Below are 18,068 nucleotides of genomic sequence, written 5' to 3'. Positions count from 1 at the left end.
CCACGCACGACGCCATTGCCAAGAGATCAAAACACCAGATGCCAAAGCCCAGCCGCTACCGCCACAAGCCCGATCAAGAGCCCGTCTGCAATCCGGTAGAGCGTGAGCGCGCGGCGGATGTCGCCGGCATTGGCCGCGCGGCGGCCGCCATCGCCCATCACCGCATCCTCCACCACCTCGCCGCCATAACGTCGCGGCCCGGCAAGGGCGAGGCCAAGCGCGCCGGCCATGGCCGCTTCCGGCCAGCCCGCATTGGGCGAGCGATGAAGGCGCGCATCGCGGCGCACCGCCTTCCATGCCGCTCCAGCCGAGGCGTCGCGCATGAAGAACGCTGCAGCAATGAAGAGAAACGCCGTCAGGCGCGACGCGGGCAAGTTGATCAGATCGTCGAACCGCGCCGCCGCCCAACCGAAATCAAGATGCCGCGCGCTTCTGTGCCCGATCATGGAATCGGCGGTGTTCGCGGCCTTGTAGAGCGCGCCGCCCGCCAGCCCGCCGACCGCCAGCCAGAACACGGGCGCGACCACGCCGTCGGAGCAATTTTCGGCAAGGCTCTCGATGGCCGCGCGCGCCACACCGGCCTCATCAAGGCTTTCGGGATCGCGGCCAACGATCTGCGAGACGGCTTTGCGACCCTCCGCCAGTCCGCCGGCGTCCAACCCGTCCGCCACTGCTTTCACATGGCTTGCAAGGCTGCGCTGCGCGATCAGCGAACTGCCCACAAGCGCGGCGATCACCAGCCCCACCCATCCGGAAAGGCTCGTCTGGATCAACCAGCCGGTCAGCCCCGCGAGCATCAGAATGACGACAAGCGCCAACGCGCCATTCAGGCGGCGCGCACCCGGCGAAAGGCTTTCGACATTGCACTGCGCATCCGCCAGCGCGATAAGACGGCCGATCCAGGTGACCGGATGGCCGATCAGGCGAAAGAGCCGCTCGGGGTAACCGATGGCGAGCTCCACCAGCATGGATGAAAGGGCGATCAGAATGGACATCAGGCCTCGACTGGCTGACCGGACGGTGAACAGGGTGACCGATCACGGCGGCAGTCTCGTTCAGGCTTCGGCGCTCTTTCCGGATGCGCCTATGCCCTTTTTCGACCTGTCCACCGGCATCAACCCGAACCCCTATCCTTTTTCGCCGCTGCCTGCCAGCGCCGTCGAGCGCCTGCCCGAAGAGGCTGACATCGCCACACTCGCTGGTCGCGCCGCCGACCACTACGGCGCACCCTCTGCCGCCCATGTCATCGCTGCGCCGGGGACCCAGCTTCTCCTGCCGCTGGTCGCCTCGCTTCTGCCGCCCGGACCGGCCCGCATTCTCGGCCCCACCTATGCCGAACACGCGCGCGCCGCCGCACTGGCCGGACATGCGGTCGAGGAGGTGGAGCGTTTCGATGCTCTTTATGGCGCGCGGCTTGCCGTCGTGGTCAATCCAAACAATCCCGACGGGCGGCTGATCGGTCGCAGCGAATTGCTCGATCTTGCGGAAAACCTGCAGCGCTCGGGCGGCATCCTGGTGGTCGATGAGGCCTTCATGGATGTGGGACCGCGCCCCGAGAGTCTCGCCGGGGACGTGGATGCCGGCAACATCGTGGTGCTGCGCTCCTTCGGAAAGTTTTTCGGTCTCGCCGGCCTGCGGCTCGGCTTCGCGCTGGCTTCGCACGATGTGGCGCAATGGCTTGGTGACTGGCTGGGCCCATGGGCGGTTGCAGGGCCGGCGCTCCACGCGGGGCTCGAAGCGCTATCCGACCGCGACTGGCAGAGCACGATGCGCCAAGACCTGATCACGGCGCGGGTCAGGCTCGATGCCCTTTTCGACGACGCAGGCCTGTCGATCGAAACCGGCACCGATCTCTTCCGCTTCCTGCGTCATCCGCGCGCGGCGCAACTCTTCGATCATCTTGGTCGCAACGGCATTCTCGTTCGGCGATTTGCAGGCCGTCCCGATTGCCTGCGCATTGGCCTGCCGGGAGACGATCAGGGATTCGAACGTCTCGGCCTGGCGCTGGAAGGCTGGGCCGGGAGCGGTCAATAATGCTCTATGTCTGTCCCGCGTCGCATCTGGAACGCATGCTGCAAGCGACCGGCGCGCAGCACATGATTTCGCTCATGTCGAGCAGCAAACCGCCTTCTTGTGAAAAGATCGATACGGTTCCGAAACGCCTGCATCTTGCCATGCACGACATCACGGATTTGCGCCCGGGGCTGATCGCACCGGCCTATGAACAGATCGAAGCTTTGGTCGAATTTGCCCGTGACTGGGACTGGTGCTCGCCCATGGTGGTGCACTGTCACGCGGGCATCAGCCGCTCCACCGCAGCGGCCTATGTCATCGCCAATCTGTTCGCCCGCGAGATGGACGAATGCGCGCTGGCCGGAATGCTGCGCGAGCGCGCGCCGAGCGCCACGCCAAACCGGCGCATTGTCGCGCTGGGCGACAGGCTGCTTGGGCGCGAAGGGCGCATGATCCGCGCCATCCACGAGATCGGACGGGGCAGGGACGCTTTTGCGGGCGAGCCGTTCCACTACCCCGCCCGCTGAATGCTTCTTATGAGGACGGTGTTGCCGCGCGCTCGGACATGACCTCCGCCGCGATCCGAAAGGATTTCAGCCGCGCCGCATGGTCGTGAATCTGGCCGGTAATGATGATTTCGTCCGGCCCGTAGCGGGAAATGAACCCTTGAAGCGCTTCCCGCACCGTTTCGGGATTTCCCGCCGCGGTGCAGGCCAGCGCCTGTTCCACACCGGCGGCAATGGCGGGATCGAAGGTCTCCACCACATTCTCCACCGGGCGGGGCAGGGGCCCCGGTCGCCCGGTGCGCAGATTGGCAAAGGCCTGCTGCATGGACGTTTTGAGAAACTGCCCCTCCGCGTCCGTGTCGGCGGCAAAGACATTGAGCGCCATCATGAAATGCGGCTTTTCCAAATGTTCGGATGGCCGGAATGTCTGGCGGTAGACCTCCATCGCCTGTTCCAGCGCGGCAGGCGCGAAATGCGAGGCGAAGGCATAAGGCAGGCCCAGATGCGCGGCCAGTTGCGCGCCATAAAGGCTGGAGCCAAGAATCCAGACCGGCACATGCGTGCCGCGCCCGGGGATGGCGCGCACTTGTCGGCCCGCTTCATCGTCTCCCAGATAGGCGATCAGCTCCATCACATCGCGCGGAAAGCCTTCGCCATCGTCGAGCCCGCGCCGCAGGGCGCGGGCCGTGGCCATGTCGGTGCCCGGCGCGCGGCCAAGCCCCAGATCGATGCGGTCCGGATAAAGCGTGGCCAGCGTGCCGAACTGCTCGGCGATGATCAACGGCGCGTGGTTGGGCAGCATCACCCCGCCCGCGCCCACGCGGATCGTCTTGGTGGCGGCAGCGACCTGCCCGATGAGGACCGAGGTTGCCGCGCTGGCGATGCCGGCCATGTTGTGATGTTCGGCCAGCCAGAAGCGGCGATAGCCCCAGCTCTCTGCATGGCGGGCAAGATCGAGCGTGTTGTTCAGCGCATCGGCAACGCTCGATCCGTCAGGGACGGGCGCCAGATCGAGAACGGAAAAGGGGATCATGGGAGAACTCCAGGGAGGAAAATCACTCCCCGGCATATGGGGGCAATTTGCGCCGATCCAAGGGTGGCACTTTCAATGCTCCCTGACGTCATGGGCAGAACGCTGGCGTCCAGTCTTCAGATTGTTCCGACGCCCCACTGCATTGTCGTCGTGCGTGGTTCGACAAGCTCACCATGAGGGAAGCGGTATCCTGCGAGCCTGTTCATGAGCATGGAGACGCAATTGCAGCGTCTCTCCGTCCCTCATGGTGAGCTTGTCGAACCACGCACCGCGTTCCAATTCCCCCCGATGGCACCTTCCTTTGCCAGCGCTTCAATCTCGTCAGCCTCGAAGCCGCTCGCTTCCAGGACCGCCCTCGTGTCCGCCCCCAGCTCGGGTGCTGGATGGCGCAGGCGGCAGGGGGTGTCGCTCAGCTTCACCGGAAAGCCCAGCATGCGGATCGGGCCGTGGTTCGGCTGGTCAACCTCGATCACCATTTCCTGCGCCTGCGTCTGCGGGTCATTCAGCGCCTCGGCCAGGTTCTGCACCTTGCCGCAGGGCACGCCGGCGGCATTGAGCCGCGCAATCCAAGCCTCCTGCGTGTCCTGGCCGACAGCCTGATTGATCATCTCGTTGAGTTCGGGACGGCGGGCAAAGCGCTTGTCATTCGTGTCGTAGCGCGGATCTTCCATCAGGTGACCGAGCTCCAGCACATCGAGAAACCGCTTCAGGATCACGTCATTGGAGGGCGCAACGGCAATCTCGCCGTCCCGCGCCTTGAAGAGGCCGTAAGGGGCGACCAGCGGGTGGTCATTGCCGGTGCGGGCAGGCAGCTCTCCGGTGGTGAAATATTCCGACGCCAGATAGGCCATCATGCTGATCGCGCCGTTCATCATGGCGCTTTCCACATGCTGGCCCGTGCCGTTCAGATCGCGCGCGCGCAGCGCGCTCACAACGCCGAATGCACAGTAGAGACCGGCCACGAGATCGGTAATCGGCTGCGCGACGCGCATCGGCTCGGTGCCTTCCGCACCGTTAACGCCCATGAGACCGCTCATGGCCTGAGCGATGAAATCGAAGGCGGGGCGATCCACATAGGGACCGGTCGAGCCATAACCGTTCACATTGGCGGTCACGAGCTTGGGGTTGAGCGCTTTCAGACGTGCCTCGCCAAAACCCATCTTCGCCATCACGCCGGGGCGGAAATTGTCGATCAGCACGTCGGCATCCGCGATCAGCCGCTCCAGCACCGCGCAGCCACGCGCGCTATAGAGATCGATGACGACCGATTTCTTGTTGCGGTTGAAGCTTGCATAATAGGCGGAGAACCCGTCGCGTAGCGTGCCCTGTTCGCGGATCGGGTCGCCCTTGGCGGGTTCGACCTTGATCACCTCCGCCCCCATGTCGCCCAGCATCATGGTGCAGAACGGGCCGGAGAGAACCCGCGTCAGATCGATGACGCGAATGCCTTCGAGCGGCGCCTTTTTCGTGGTCATGTTCTCAGCCATTGGCGGTCGCAACGCTGTCCATGCTGGCGGTCTTGAGACGCGGTCCCGCCTTCATCACCTGTCCGGGAAGCGTGCGCCCGATCATCGCTTCGGCTTCCTGCGCGACACCGATCAGCTTTTCGAGATCGACACCGGTTTCCACCCCGCATTCGCTCAGCATGTAGACGAGATCCTCGGTGCAGATGTTGCCGGTGGCGCGCGGCACGAAGGGGCAGCCGCCAAGGCCGCCAATGCTCGCCTCATAGCGGGTCACACCTTCCAGCAACCCCGCATAGACACAGGCAAGCCCCACGCCGCGCGTGTTGTGGAAATGAAGCGCGATGTCGGCTTCCGGCACCGCCTCTCTCAGCGCTTGGCAGCGCTCCTGCACCACAGGCGGCGTCGCCATGCCGGTCGTATCACCCAGCGACAGCGTGGTGATGCCCATGTCGCGATAGGCGCGGGCAATCTCCACCACGGAGGAGACCGGCACTTCGCCCTCGAAGGGACAACCGAAGGAAGTGGCAATCGCTCCGAAGACCGGAATCTTCGCATCCCCTGCAATGCGCACGATATCGGCGAAGCCTTCAAGCGATTGCGCGCGGGTGCGGTTCACATTCTTCAGATTGTGGCTTTCGGAGGCCGACATGAAAACGACCATGGCATCGACCCCGGCCTCGGCTGCGCGGTCGGCGCCTCGCGCATTGGGCACCAGCGCCGTCAGCACCGCTCCTTTGGATCGGTCAATGCCGGCCAGAACGTCTGCCGCATCCCGCATCTGCGGCACGGCGCGCGGTGAAACGAAGGATGTGACCTCCAGATGGCGGATGCCGGCATCGATCAGCCCGTTGACGAGCGCGATCTTTCTCTCCGTCGGCGCGAATTGCGGCTCCGACTGCAATCCGTCGCGCGGCCCCACTTCGACGACGCTGACGCGTTCGGGGAACCCTTTCACAAGGTGGCCGGCTGGTGCTCTCACGATTTTTCCTCCCACCTGATTGCATCGGTAGACCGGATTGGTATACCGTCTTGCGAAGAACGGTCAATGCCCGTTCCGAAAATGGCAGACGGGAGGGCAGGGAGGCTTTTCCTGGCCGCCGCACATGCAGGGAGGAGTGCTCGTCCATCATGGGTGAGGCAGCAAAAGTCTTGGTCGAACAGCCGCTTGGCGAGCGCGTGCTTTCACGCATTCGTGGAGATGTGCTCTCGCTCAAGCTTGCGCCGGGGGAGGTCGTGTCCGAACGATCGCTGGAAACCACCTATGGCGTTTCGCGCACCCCCATCAGGCAGGCGCTGGCAGAGCTGATTCGAGAAGGGCTCGTCGTGAAAGCCGAGCGGGGCTACGCCATCGCGCCCTTCGACCTGCAGCAGCTCGAGGAAATCTTCGAGTATCGTGAGATCGTCGAGGATGCTGCAATCCGCCTTGCCTGCGAGCGGGCAACGCCGGAGGAACTGGATGCCATCTTGCGCACGGTGGACGTTGGCCTGAGCGACTTCACGCCCGACGACTGGTTCGAGGCCGGGCTCGATGTGCATGTGCAACTCGCGGCCCTTTCCGGCAATCGCTTCCTTCGCGATGCGGTACAGGATGCGGTCAACCGCACGATCCGCGCCCGCTGGCTGGTGGCGAGCTCGCCGGAGGCACGTGCCATCGCCCACCGAGAACACAATGAAATCATAGCGCTTGTCCGGCAGCGGAAAACCGAGGAGGCCGCGGCTGCCATTCGCAGGCATGCACGCGACGTGCGTGGGCAGATCCTGCAGGCGCTGGAAGATTCGCGCCGCCTTTTTGGCGCGCGCGGGTTTGTGGAAGGAGGCTGAGACCGGACTCTTTTCCGATCTCAGACACGGAAATTTCGACTTCAATGAGGGAGGACTTGATGAGGAAACTTTCTAAGATTTTTGGGGCGGCTGTCCTGTGGACATCGCTTTCCGTGGCTGGTGCCACGGCAGCCGAATGCATCGCGCCTGCCGATCCCGGCGGCGGCTGGGATTTCACCTGCCGCACCATAGGCAAGATGCTGTTCGACCAGAAGCTGGTGGATACACCGATGCAGGTCACCAACATGCCGGGCGGCGTTGGCGCGGTTGCCTATGCCAAGGTCATGTCATCGCGCGCTGACGATGCGGAGCTGATGGTGGCAACCTCCACCGTGGGCGTCACGCAGATCGCGCAGGGCAAATATCCGGCCGACACGTCGGTGATGCGTTGGGTCGCGATGCTGGGCACCGATGTCGGCGTGATCGTTGTGCCGAAGGATTCGAACTTCAAGACGCTCGACGATCTGACCGCCGCTCTAAAGGAAGACCCGAGCGCACTTGCGGTTGCCGGCTCCTCTGGCGCTGGCGGCTGGGACCATATCCGTCTCCTCATGCTGGCGCAGGCCGCTGGCCTTTCGGGTGATGAATACAAGCAGATCCGCTGGGTCCAGTTCGATGGCGGTGGTCCTGCCGTGACGCAAATGATCGGCGGGCAGGTTCAGGCGGTTTCCACCGATCTGGGCGAGATCGCCGGTTTTGTGGAATCGGGCGACATTCGTATTCTGGCAGCCCTCTCCGACGACCGCGTTCCGGCCTTCCCGGATTCGCCCACCGCAAAGGAGCAGGGTCTTGACGTGACCGGCTACAACTGGCGCGGGTTCTACACGGGCGGCGATGTCTCCGACGAAAGCTACAATGCCTGGGTCGAGCGCCTGCAGAAGCTCTATGACACCGACGACTGGAAAGAGACCGCCAAGGGCAACGGCCTCGTGCCGGTGTGGCGCGGCGGCGCGGAGTTCGAGGCCTATGTGAAGGACCAGTCCGAACAGATGCGCAAGATTTCCCAGGAGATCGGAGTCATCAAGTGACAGACAGGATCGTCGGCCTTTTCCTATTGGCCATTTCGATCTGGTACGGCGTGACCGCGGGAGACTATGAGGCGAGCTTCGGCGACCCTCTTGGCCCCGCGGCCTTTCCCATCATGCTGTCCGTGCCCGCGGCCATCCTCAGCCTGACGATGATCATCCGTCCGGATGAAGAGCCGGCCTGGGTCACGGGCAAGCCGCTTCTATTGCAGGTGGGGGCGGTGTCGCTGCTGCTTGCCTATGCGGGATTTCTGGAGGTGCTCGGCTTTCCGCTCGCCACCTTCATCGCTGTCGCGCTGTTGGGGCGCATCCTGCGCAGCTCATGGCCGAAATCCATTGCCTCGGCGGCGATCATGAGCGCGTTCCTGTTTCTTGCCTTCGACAAGCTGCTCGGTCTTCCGCTGCCGCTTCTCCCAGAATTCGTGAGCTGATTTCATGGACATGCTCTCCGCCCTTGCGCAGGGTTTTGCAGTCGCGATCACGCCGACCAATCTGGCACTGGCGCTGTTCGGCTGCTTTGCGGGAACGCTGATCGGCGCGCTGCCGGGGCTCGGCCCCGTGAACGGCGTCGCCATCCTCATCCCGCTGGCCTTTTCACTCGGGCTGGAGCCCACGTCAGCGCTCATCATGCTGTCGTGCATCTATTATGGCTGCATGTATGGCGGGCGCATCTCCTCGATTATGCTCAACATTCCCGGCGACGAACCGGCCATCATGACAACGCTCGACGGCTATCCCATGGCGCGAGCAGGCAAGGCATCCGAGGCACTCGCCATTTCCGCCGTCGCCTCCTTTATCGGCGCGACTTTTGCCACGATTGGCCTCACACTCTTCGCGCCGCTTCTGGCCAAGGCAGCCATCTATTTCGGCCCAGCCGATTACTTTGCGCTCTATGTCATGGCCTTTGCGACAATCGGCGGCATCACCTCGGTCAATCCGTTCAAGACGCTGCTTGCCGCGTTCCTCGGCCTGATGATCGCCACGGTCGGCCTCGACCCGGCGACCGGCACGGCGCGCTATACGGCCGGTTCATTCCATCTCTATGACGGGTTCGACCCCATCGTTGCAATTGTCGGCCTGTTCGCCATTTCCGAAGTGCTGGTCTATCTGGAGCGGGTCCATCAAGGGCACGAGAAAATGGTTCCGCTCGGTCGCGCCCTGCCGCGTTTCAAGGACATGATGGCTGGCGGCTGGGCCAATTTGCGCGGCTCGGTCATCGGGTTCGTCTGCGGCATCCTGCCGGGGGCCGGGGCGTCGCTCGGCGCGTTCATGTCCTACATCGCCGAACAGCGCTGGAGCGCGAAGGACGGCAAGTTCGGCGAGGGCGATCCGCGCGGCATTGCGGCACCCGAAGCCGGCAACAATGCGGCGTCCGGCGGCGCGCTCATCCCGATGTTGACACTCGGCGTACCCGGCAGTGGCACCACGGCGGTCATGCTCGCACTGTTGATCTCGCTCAACATCCAGCCCGGACCACTGCTCTTCGACCGGCAGCCGGATCTCGTCTGGGGCCTGATCGCCGCGCTCTACATCGCCAACATCGCTCTGCTCATCATGAACATTCCGATGATCGGCCTGTTCACGCGCATGCTCTCCATGCCGCAATGGGTGCTGATGCCCTTCGTCGTCATGGTCAGCTTTCTCGGTGTCTACTCGATCAGCCATTCCACCTTCGACCTCTTCGTCATGGTCGGGTTCGGGGTGATCGGCTACGTCCTGCGCATGCTGGGCATTTCGCTGGTGCCGGTCATTCTGGGCCTGCTTCTGGGGGCGGACATGGAAAACAATCTGCGCCGCGCGCTCTCCATCTCGAACGGCGATTTCCAGATCCTGTTCTCAAGCCCCATCGCGCTGACGCTTTACGCTATCACCGCCACCATGCTCGGCCTCGCCTTCCTCCTGGCATTCCGCTCGCGCAGACGAAACCGCGCAACGGCGAACTGACCCGGCACCAGCCCCCACGCTTCGTCATCCTCGGGCCTGACCCGAGGATCCACGCCGGGACCGCACTTATCTACACCGACAACGGCATGGATACCCGGCTCAAGGCCGGGCATGACGAAAGTGGGAGGGATCACACACCGTTGACAGGTGTCACCCGAAGACGACCGTCTTGTGCCCGTTCATCATCACCCGGTTTTCCAGGTGCAGCTTGACGGCACGGGCGAGAACCCGGCTCTCGATGTCGCGGCCCGTGGCGACGAAATCCTCTGCTGTCATAGCATGCGTCACACGCTCGGTTTCCTGCTCGATGATCGGACCTTCGTCCAGATCCGGCGTCACATAATGCGCCGTCGCGCCGATCAGCTTCACGCCTCGCTCATGCGCCTGGTGATAGGGTTTTGCACCCTTGAAGCTTGGCAGAAACGAGTGGTGTATGTTGATCACCTTGCCGTAGAGCCGGTTTGAAAGCTCGTTGGAAAGCACCTGCATGTAGCGCGCGAGGATCACAAGATCGGCCCCCGTCTCCTTGAACAGGTCGAGAAGCTTCGCCTCCTGCTCCGCCTTGTTGTCCTTTGTCACCTTCCAGCAATGATAGGGGATGCCCTCCATCTCCGCCGTGCGACGTGAATCCTCGTGGTTCGAGACGATGGCCACCACTTCGGCATCGAGCCAGCCAACGCGGATCTGATAGAGCAGGTGCAGAAGCGCGTGATCGAACTTCGACACCATGATGATGATTTTCGGCCGCCGTTCCGTGTCGGCAATGGCTGTCTTCATGTCGAAACGCGCAATGGCCGGCTCCAGCGCACGCAAGAGCCCGTCGCGATCCACACCCGCCGGTGCCGTCGCGGCGATGCGCATGAAGAAGCGGTTCGACTGCCGGTCCCAGAACTGGTTGGACTCGGCAATATTGGCACCAAGACCGGCCAGCTCCGTCGTCACCGCGGCAACAATGCCGGGGCGGTCTTCGCAGGTGAGATTGATGTGAAACGTCTTCTCGGTCATGGCGCGGCCTGAACTGATGGATTGCTGAGTGAACACCCGGGAGGGTGCCGGGATTTATACGCCATCGGAGCGGGATTGAAACCGCGTTCGTCTCGGCGAACGGTTGTTTTCCCTCACGATCGCGTTGACGGCCACTGACGCTGTCGACATCCTTTCGCCGGCCATTCCCCGGCCACGTCACCGAGGAGACCCTATGACGAACGAAGCTTTCTTTGCGCTCAACCACATGTGCGCCCCCCATCGCCCGATTTCCGCCTTCTTCGATCTCGCCATTTCGCTTGGCATCAAAGACGTGGAAATCCGCAACGATCTGGAAGGCAACGCCATTCTGGATGGTACGTCGCCGGCGTCGGTCCGTGGGCAGGCAGAGGCGCACGGGCTGCGCATCCTCTCCATCAATGCGCTGCAGCGCTTCAACGACTGGAACGGCACACGCGAGGCGGAAGCCCGAACTCTGATTGCCTATGCGCGTGATTGCGGCGCAGAGGCGCTGGTGCTCGTGCCCGTCAATGACGGCACCGGAACCGCCGATCGAGAGCGGCAGGCCAATCTGCGAACTGCGCTGAAGGGCTTGCGCCCGCTTCTCAAAGACGCCGGCATCATTGGCCTTGTCGAACCGCTCGGCTTCGAAACCTGTTCCCTGCGCCTCAAATCGGAAGCCGTCGAGGCAATCGCCTCGCTGGATGCTTCCGGGACCTTCCGGCTCGTCCATGACACGTTTCATCACACGCTTTCCGGCGAGAAGAACCTCCACGTTGCCGAGACCGGGCTCGTTCACATTTCCGGTGTCGTCGACACGGCGCTTTCGGTCTCCGACATGCGCGACGGACATCGGGTTCTGGTCGATGTGAACGACCGGCTGGACAATGTCGGGCAAATCTCAGCCCTGTGCTCTGAAGGCTATCGAGGGCCGTTTTCGTTCGAGCCTTTTGCGGATTCCGTCCATATGTCCGACGATCTGCACAGCGACCTCGAAGAGAGCATGCAGCACCTGCGCGCCACCGCTTTCCCACCACCCGCCTGACGCGAAAAGCGAAATGGAATTTCGCCTTGACGCATCTACAAGAAATAGAATAAATATTACATATTGAGTTTTTAACGGTGCCTACATTCTATTTTGCGGAATGCCGGGCGGTTGGAAGGCGAGGAGTTCGGCTGCTCATGTGCCGGTGAGGCTCATACATTCCCATTGAAGGATTCCGGTCAAAGCGGGTGCTGCCGGACACCCATCGTGTGGAGGAGCATTCAGATGAAAAAGCTTATGATGGGCGTTGCCGTTTCGGCACTGATGTCCACCTCGGCCATGGCCGAGACGGTCGGTGTCTCGATGGCGTTGTTCGACGACAACTTCCTGACGGTCTTGCGCAATGGCATGGTCGACTATGCCGAAACGCTGGACGGCGTGGAACTGCAGGTGGAGGACGCGCAGAACGACGTTGGCAAGCAGCTCAACCAGATCCAGAACTTCATCGCTTCGGGTGTCGATGCCGTCATCGTCAACCCGGTCGATACCGACGCCACCGTGGCCATGACCAAGGCCGCGGCCGATGCAGGCGTGCCTCTCGTCTTCGTCAACCGCGAGCCGGTCAATGTCGACGATCTGCCCGACAACCAGGCCTTCGTCGCCTCCGATGAGCGTGAATCCGGCACGCTGGAAGCGCAGGAAGTCTGCCGCCAGCTCAAGGAGAAGGGCAAGGGTGAGGGCGCGAAGATCGTTGTTCTGATGGGTGAACTCTCCAATCAGGCTGCGCGCATGCGCACCCAGGACGTTCATGACGTGATCGCCACGGACGAATGCTCCTTCATGGAAATCGTCGAGGAGCAGACCGCCAACTGGCAGCGCACCGAGGCGACCGACCTGATGACCAACTGGCTCTCCGCCGGGCTGGAGTTCGACGCCGTTGTCTCCAACAATGACGAGATGGCCATTGGCGCCATTCAGGCCATGAAAGCGGCCAACATCTCGATGGAAGACATGCTGGTCGGCGGTGTCGACGCAACGCAGGATGCGCTCGCAGCCATGGCCGCCGGCGATCTGGACGTGACCGTGTTCCAGGACGCGGCAGGGCAGGGCAAGGGCGCGCTCGATGCGGCCCTCATGCTCGCCAAGGGTGAAGACGTCGATCAGAAAGTGTATATTCCCTTCCAGCTCGTCACACCGGACAACATGGATCAGTTCACAACCAAGAACTGATCCTGCGCTCCTGACGGCGGCGACCGCCGGGTCGCCGCCGACTCCTCGCGCAAAACCGGTCCCCCATGGCGGAATAGACAATGGCAAACCAGGCACAAGCAGTTTCCGACAGCGTCGCGGAAATGCCCCAAAAACGGCCGCGCTCTCACGAATTGAATGCGTTGCTCGGCCTCGTCGGCATCGCGCTCATCTTCGAGATACTCGGTTGGATCTTTCAGGGACAGAGCTTCCTGTTCAACACCCAGCGCCTGTCCATCATGATCCTGCAGGTTTCGGTGGTGGGCATCATCGCCATCGGCGTCACGCAGGTCATCATCACCGGCGGCATCGACCTTTCGTCGGGCTCGGTGGTGGGTGCCACGGCGATGATCGCGATGAGCTTCGCTCAGGTCAGCACCTATCCGCGCGCGGTCTATCCGGAGCTGACGGACCTTCCCGTCATCATCCCCATTCTGATCGGCCTTTCCTGCGGCATCGTGGCCGGCATGATCAACGGTCTGCTGATTGCCTTCACGAAAATTCCGCCCTTCATCGCCACGCTCGGCATGATGGTCACGGCGCGCGGCATTGCCAAATGGTACACAAAGGGCCAGCCGGTTTCCTTCCCGACCGACAGTTTCGCTGCGCTGGGACAGGGGATGACACCTGTCTTCATCTTTCTGGCGATCGTGGCTCTGTTCCATGTGGCGCTCAAATATACCGTCTACGGCAAACACACCTATGCGATCGGCTCCAACGAGCAGGCCGCGCGCATGTCCGGTATCAATGTCGAGCGGCATCTGGTTCTGGTCTACACGATCGCAGGTCTTCTTGCCGGTCTTGCCGGTATGGTGATTGCCGCGCGCGGACTGACCGCGCAGGCTGGCATGGGCGTCATGTACGAACTCGACGCCATCGCCATGGCCGTTATCGGCGGCGTATCGCTTTCCGGCGGCCGCGGCTCGATCATCGGAACGCTGATCGGCGCCGTCATCTTCGGCGTCATCATATCCGGTTTCACCTTTCTGCGGCTCGATGCCTATTATCAGGAAATGATCAAGGGCGTGATCATCGTCGCCGCCGTGGTGGCCGATGTCTACCGCCAGCGCATGCGGCCACGGTCGCGCTGAACCCCAGGAGGACCCCATGACAGACGCAGAACGCAAAGTCATCCTCAAAACCGAGGGGCTGACCAAGCATTATGGCGGCGTGCGCGCACTCGAAGATGCCAATTTCGAGCTTCTCGATGGTGAACACGTGGCGATTGTCGGCGACAATGGTGCCGGCAAGTCGACCTTCGTACGTCAGATCACCGGCGTGGAGCGACCGACGTCCGGCAAGATCCTGTTCGATGGACAGGAAATGGATTTTCAAAGTCCGGTCGATGCCCGCGAGGCAGGCATTGAGGCCGTGTTCCAGAATCTCGCACTCGCAGACGATCTGGACGTGCCCTCCAATATTTTTCTTGGCCGGGAGGAAACCTATTTCAATCTCGGTCCGTTCAGCTTCCTGAACGAGAAGAAAATGCTGCAGCGCAGCCAGGAAGCCCTTGAACAAACGGGCGTAAAAATTCCCAACCTGCACAACGCCATCGCCAACATGTCCGGTGGTCAGCGCCAGTGTGTCGCCATCAGCCGCGCTGCGAGCTTTGCCTCGAAGCTGATCCTCATGGACGAGCCCACGGCAGCCCTTGGCGTGCAGGAAACGACGCAGGTGGAAAACATCATCCGTGGCTTGAAGAAGCGCGGCATACCCCTGATCCTCGTCAGCCACAATCTCAGGCAGGTTTTCAACCTCGTCGACAAGATCTGGGTGTTCCGGCGCGGTCGCATCGCCGGCATGCTGGAGGCTGACAAGACGGATGGAAACGAGGTGGTTTCGCTGATCACTGGCGTGCAGACCGGCGTGCACGAGAACGCCAGCTACATCTGAGACAAAAACATCCAAATTCCAGACAGAAAGACCCTACATGACCGTAAATTTCGCGCTTCTTGGTGCCGGGCGCATCGGCAAGGTCCATGCAAAGGCGATTGCCGGCAATGCGGAGGCGCAGCTTGTCGCCGTCGCTGATGCCTTTGCAGAGGCCGCACAGGCTGTGGCCAATGCCTATGGATGCGCGGTTCACAGCATTGAAGACATTGAGGCCGACAGGAGCATTGACGCCGTCGTCATCTGCACGCCGACCGATACGCATGCGGATTTGATCGAGCGCTTTGCACGTGCCGGTAAGGCGGTTTTCTGCGAAAAGCCCATCGATCTCGATCTTGCCCGCGTAAAACAGTGCCTTGGCGTGGTGAAGGAAACCGGTGCCGTGCTCATGGTGGGTTTCAACCGTCGCTTCGATCCGCATTTCGCTGCCGTGCGCGCCGCCATCGACGAAGGCCAGATCGGCCATGTTGAGATGGTGCAAATCACCTCGCGCGATCCTGGTCCGCCGCCCATCAGCTATATAAAATCATCGGGTGGCATCCTGCGTGACATGACAATCCACGATTTCGACATGGCGCGTTTCCTGCTGGGCGAGGAGCCCGAAACGGTGTTTGCCACCGCTTCGGTCCTGGTTGATCCGGCGATTGGCGAGGCGGGTGATTTCGATAGCGTGTCCGTCATCCTCACGACTGCATCCGGGCGGCAATGCAGCATTTCCAATTCGCGCCGCGCGACCTATGGCTATGACCAGCGGATCGAGGTGCTGGGTGCTGCGGGCGCAATCGCGGCGGAAAACCAGCGACCCGTTTCCATAGAGATCGCCAATGCGCAGGGTTTTACCCGCCCGCCGCTGCATGATTTCTTCATGACACGCTACACGGAGGCCTATGCCGCCGAGATTGCGCGCTTCATCGCCGCCATTGTCGAAGGCAAGCCGGCGTCACCCTCGGGCGAGGACGGTCTGCGCGCGCTGGCACTGGCCGATGCGGCGCTGCTTTCGGTGAAGGAAGGCCGGGCAGTCAAGCTGACAGAAGTCGTCTGATCTGGTCTCAGCTGGGAATCCAGCGTTCGGACAAATGGGTTTTTGCCGCGCGCACGCTGGCCTCCAGCCCATCGCCCCGGGCAAGGCCGGCAGCGATGGCGCTTGCCAACATGCAGCCGGTGCCGCGCATCGCGCCCGGCAGGCGCGGGCTCTCGAACCGCAATGGCGGCTCTCCCGCCTGATACAGCGTGTCCGTGGCGCGCGGCCCCTCTGCATGCCCGCCTTTCACGAGCAGCGCCTTCACACCGCTGCCAAGCAGATCGCGTGCCTGCTGGTGTTCATCTGCCTCGCTCCCACCTGAAAGGAGTGCGAGCTCAGGCAGGTTGGGCGTGACGAGGCTGCAAAGCGGCATCAGGCTTTCCCGCATCACGGCAATGGCATCGTCCGAAAGAAGCGCCCTCCCGGATGAGGATGCGACCACCGGATCGAGCACCACTGGTATCGCCGCATGGTCGAGCAAAACCTCCGCAACGCGCGCGACTGTCTCGCGGCTTCCGAGCATACCGATCTTGATGGCCGCGACCGCGTTTGCCGAAAGGGCGGCGCGCATCTGTGCTTCCACCAGATCGGGGTCGCAGAGCTCGACGCGCTCCACCTCGTGATGCGTCTGCACGGTCACCGCCGTCACGGCGAGGCAGGTCTTCAGACCAATAGCCGAAATGGTCTCAATGTCGCGCGCGATGCCCGCGCCGCCAGACGAATCCGAACCGGCAATCACCAGGACATGCGCCATGCTCACCGCCATTGCGCAGTGGCTGCCAGCCATTCGCGGGTGCGCGCTTCCGGATCGGGGTTCAGAGTGATGTCCGTCACCACGGCAGCACTGTCTGCCCCCGCTGCAAACACGCCGGGAAGCCGCTCGGGGTTCAGCCCGCCAATCGCCACCAGCGGCACATCGCCCACACGCTTGCGCCAATCGGCCAGCCGGTCGAGCCCCTGCGGGTTCCATTTCATCTTTTTCAGGATCGTCGGATAGACCGGGCCGAGCGCCACATAGTCGGGTTTCACGGCGAGCGCAGTTCGCAACTCCGCCCCGTCATGGGTACTGATACCGAGCTTCAGCCCTGCGGCGCGGATCGCATCGAGATCGGCCTCAGCCAGATCTTCCTGCCCCAAATGGATGAAATCGCAGCCCGTCTCGATGGCCAGCCGCCAATGGTCATTCACGATGAGCTGGCAATCGTGTTCGGCACAGATGCGCCTTGCCTCGATGATCTCTCCACGAAGCCCCGCTTCATCCATCTCCTTGATGCGCAACTGCACGAGCTTTACGCCGAGGGGGACGAGACGGGCGATCCACGCCGCACTGTCGACGATCAAATAGAAGGGATCGAGTTTCATTCAAACACTGCCTTGCCGATCACCGGCGTTGAGGGAACAGCCATATTGCGCGGCTCCAGCGGACCGGCCAGAAAGGCCTTTCGCCCGGCGTTGACAGCACCGGAAAAAGCCTCAGCCATCGCCACCGGATCACCCGCCTTCGCCACAGCCGTGTTGAGCAACACCGCGTCAAACCCGAGCTCCATCACCATGGCCGCATGGGATGGTCGCCCGAGCCCCGCATCCACGATGAGCGGCACATCGGGAAATTCTGCTCGCATGGCCAGAAGCGCATCGGGATTGGCTGGCCCACGCGCGGAGCCGATGGGCGCGCACCAGGGCATCAGCACCCCGCACCCCGCCTCAAGCAATCGCTCCCCCACCACCAGATCGTCGGTGGTGTAGGGAAAAACCTTGAACCCCTCATCGCTCAGGATGCGCGCGGCCTCGACAAGGCCAAACACATCCGGCTGGAGCGTGTCGTGGTGGCCGATCACCTCGAGCTTGATCCAGTCCGTGCCGAAAAGCTCGCGCGCCATCTGCGCCGTGGTCACCGCCTCTTTCACCGAATGGCAGCCCGCCGTGTTGGGCAACACCCGCACACCGAGCTCGCGGATCAGCTCCCAGAACCGGCCGCCATTGCGGTTGCCCGCCATCTCGCGGCGCAGTGACACAGTCACGATCTCGCAGCCGCTTTTTCGCACCGCATCCGCCATGATGGCGGGGGAGGGGTATTGCGCGGTTCCCAGAAGCAACCTCGAAGTCAGGGTTTCGCCATAGACTTCCAGCAT

At 62.6% G+C, this 18,068-nt stretch carries 19 protein-coding genes; 11 read left to right on the top strand and 8 right to left on the bottom strand.

All coding sequences use genetic code 11. The annotated features are described in order from the left end of the window. Positions 1-26: 26 nt before the first annotated feature. The gene (gene cbiB / locus KW403_RS18430; protein ID WP_223022702.1) at positions 27-995 is read right to left on the bottom strand and encodes an adenosylcobinamide-phosphate synthase CbiB; all 969 of its coding nucleotides are present in this window, start codon (positions 993-995) and stop codon (positions 27-29) included. Between cbiB and cobD the strand changes: the two genes are divergently transcribed. After that, positions 988-2,034, top strand: coding sequence for a threonine-phosphate decarboxylase CobD (gene cobD, locus KW403_RS18425; RefSeq protein WP_223022701.1), 1,047 nt, complete (start codon positions 988-990; stop codon positions 2,032-2,034). The two genes, cbiB and cobD, sit on opposite strands and share 8 nt — an antisense overlap. Then, positions 2,034-2,540: a tyrosine phosphatase family protein gene (locus KW403_RS18420; RefSeq protein ID WP_223022700.1), complete on the top strand. Its 507-nt coding sequence runs from the start codon at positions 2,034-2,036 to the stop codon at positions 2,538-2,540. The genes cobD and KW403_RS18420 overlap by 1 nt, the downstream gene beginning before the upstream one ends. 7 nt (positions 2,541-2,547) lie before the next feature. Here KW403_RS18420 and KW403_RS18415 read toward each other — a convergent pair whose 3' ends face one another. The 3 genes from KW403_RS18415 to KW403_RS18405 all read right to left on the bottom strand — a co-directional run bounded on the left by KW403_RS18415 (position 2,548) and on the right by KW403_RS18405 (position 5,997). Beyond that, positions 2,548-3,552 carry an LLM class flavin-dependent oxidoreductase gene (locus tag KW403_RS18415; RefSeq protein ID WP_223022699.1) on the bottom strand — a complete coding sequence of 335 codons (1,005 nt, stop codon included), beginning with the start codon at positions 3,550-3,552 and terminating at the stop codon, positions 2,548-2,550. A 242-nt stretch (positions 3,553-3,794) separates the two neighbouring features. Beyond that, the gene (locus tag KW403_RS18410; protein ID WP_223022698.1) at positions 3,795-5,027 is read right to left on the bottom strand and encodes a CaiB/BaiF CoA transferase family protein; all 1,233 of its coding nucleotides are present in this window, start codon (positions 5,025-5,027) and stop codon (positions 3,795-3,797) included. Between the two features lie 4 nt (positions 5,028-5,031). Then, a complete protein-coding gene (locus KW403_RS18405; protein ID WP_223022697.1) occupies positions 5,032-5,997 on the bottom strand; it encodes a hydroxymethylglutaryl-CoA lyase in 966 nt (321 codons plus the stop codon). A 149-nt stretch (positions 5,998-6,146) separates the two neighbouring features. Here KW403_RS18405 and KW403_RS18400 point away from each other — a divergent pair, with 149 nt between their 5' ends. Genes KW403_RS18400 through KW403_RS18385 form a run of 4 tightly spaced genes read left to right on the top strand, consistent with a single transcriptional unit; the run spans position 6,147 to position 9,808 of the window. Further along, on the top strand, positions 6,147-6,839 hold the full coding sequence (locus KW403_RS18400) for a GntR family transcriptional regulator (RefSeq protein ID WP_223022696.1): 693 nt from the start codon (positions 6,147-6,149) through the stop codon (positions 6,837-6,839). Between the two features lie 59 nt (positions 6,840-6,898). Further along, positions 6,899-7,867, top strand: coding sequence for a Bug family tripartite tricarboxylate transporter substrate binding protein (locus KW403_RS18395; RefSeq protein ID WP_223022695.1), 969 nt, complete (start codon positions 6,899-6,901; stop codon positions 7,865-7,867). Next, a complete protein-coding gene (locus KW403_RS18390; RefSeq protein WP_025031717.1) occupies positions 7,864-8,295 on the top strand; it encodes a tripartite tricarboxylate transporter TctB family protein in 432 nt (143 codons plus the stop codon). The genes KW403_RS18395 and KW403_RS18390 overlap by 4 nt, the downstream gene beginning before the upstream one ends. Positions 8,296-8,299: 4 nt before the next feature. After that, positions 8,300-9,808: a tripartite tricarboxylate transporter permease gene (locus tag KW403_RS18385; RefSeq protein WP_223022694.1), complete on the top strand. Its 1,509-nt coding sequence runs from the start codon at positions 8,300-8,302 to the stop codon at positions 9,806-9,808. Positions 9,809-9,958: 150 nt separating this feature from the next. On the opposite strand, the gene purU is transcribed toward KW403_RS18385, so the two are convergent. Then, positions 9,959-10,813 carry a formyltetrahydrofolate deformylase gene (purU, locus tag KW403_RS18380; protein ID WP_223022693.1) on the bottom strand — a complete coding sequence of 285 codons (855 nt, stop codon included), beginning with the start codon at positions 10,811-10,813 and terminating at the stop codon, positions 9,959-9,961. Between the two features lie 193 nt (positions 10,814-11,006). Between purU and KW403_RS18375 the strand changes: the two genes are divergently transcribed. The 5 genes from KW403_RS18375 (at position 11,007) to iolG (ending at position 15,957) form a co-directional block, all read left to right on the top strand. Continuing rightward, entirely contained in the window at positions 11,007-11,837 is an 831-nt protein-coding gene (locus tag KW403_RS18375; RefSeq protein ID WP_223022692.1) for a TIM barrel protein, read from the top strand. 225 nt (positions 11,838-12,062) lie between these two features. After that, entirely contained in the window at positions 12,063-13,007 is a 945-nt protein-coding gene (locus KW403_RS18370; protein WP_223022691.1) for a sugar ABC transporter substrate-binding protein, read from the top strand. 122 nt (positions 13,008-13,129) lie between these two features. Continuing rightward, complete coding sequence (locus tag KW403_RS18365) at positions 13,130-14,116, top strand: ABC transporter permease (RefSeq protein ID WP_246638007.1); 987 nt, start codon at positions 13,130-13,132, stop codon at positions 14,114-14,116. 16 nt (positions 14,117-14,132) lie between these two features. Next, the gene (locus KW403_RS18360) at positions 14,133-14,918 is read left to right on the top strand and encodes an ATP-binding cassette domain-containing protein (protein WP_223022689.1); all 786 of its coding nucleotides are present in this window, start codon (positions 14,133-14,135) and stop codon (positions 14,916-14,918) included. A gap of 37 nt (positions 14,919-14,955) precedes the next feature. After that, complete coding sequence (iolG, locus tag KW403_RS18355; protein ID WP_223022688.1) at positions 14,956-15,957, top strand: inositol 2-dehydrogenase; 1,002 nt, start codon at positions 14,956-14,958, stop codon at positions 15,955-15,957. A gap of 7 nt (positions 15,958-15,964) precedes the next feature. Here iolG and KW403_RS18350 read toward each other — a convergent pair whose 3' ends face one another. Genes KW403_RS18350 through KW403_RS18340 form a run of 3 tightly spaced genes read right to left on the bottom strand, consistent with a single transcriptional unit; the run spans position 15,965 to position 18,068 of the window. Next, on the bottom strand, positions 15,965-16,690 hold the full coding sequence (locus tag KW403_RS18350) for a hydroxymethylpyrimidine/phosphomethylpyrimidine kinase (RefSeq protein WP_246637991.1): 726 nt from the start codon (positions 16,688-16,690) through the stop codon (positions 15,965-15,967). Between the two features lie 2 nt (positions 16,691-16,692). Further along, the gene (locus KW403_RS18345) at positions 16,693-17,298 is read right to left on the bottom strand and encodes a thiamine phosphate synthase (protein WP_223022687.1); all 606 of its coding nucleotides are present in this window, start codon (positions 17,296-17,298) and stop codon (positions 16,693-16,695) included. Continuing rightward, on the bottom strand, positions 17,295-18,068 hold the full coding sequence (locus KW403_RS18340; RefSeq protein WP_223022686.1) for a thiazole synthase: 774 nt from the start codon (positions 18,066-18,068) through the stop codon (positions 17,295-17,297). The genes KW403_RS18345 and KW403_RS18340 overlap by 4 nt, the downstream gene beginning before the upstream one ends.

It is taken from the genome of Nitratireductor kimnyeongensis (genome assembly GCF_019891395.1).
GTDB lineage: Bacteria > Pseudomonadota > Alphaproteobacteria > Rhizobiales > Rhizobiaceae > Nitratireductor > Nitratireductor kimnyeongensis.
This window is presented reverse-complemented; position numbering and strand designations above follow the sequence as displayed.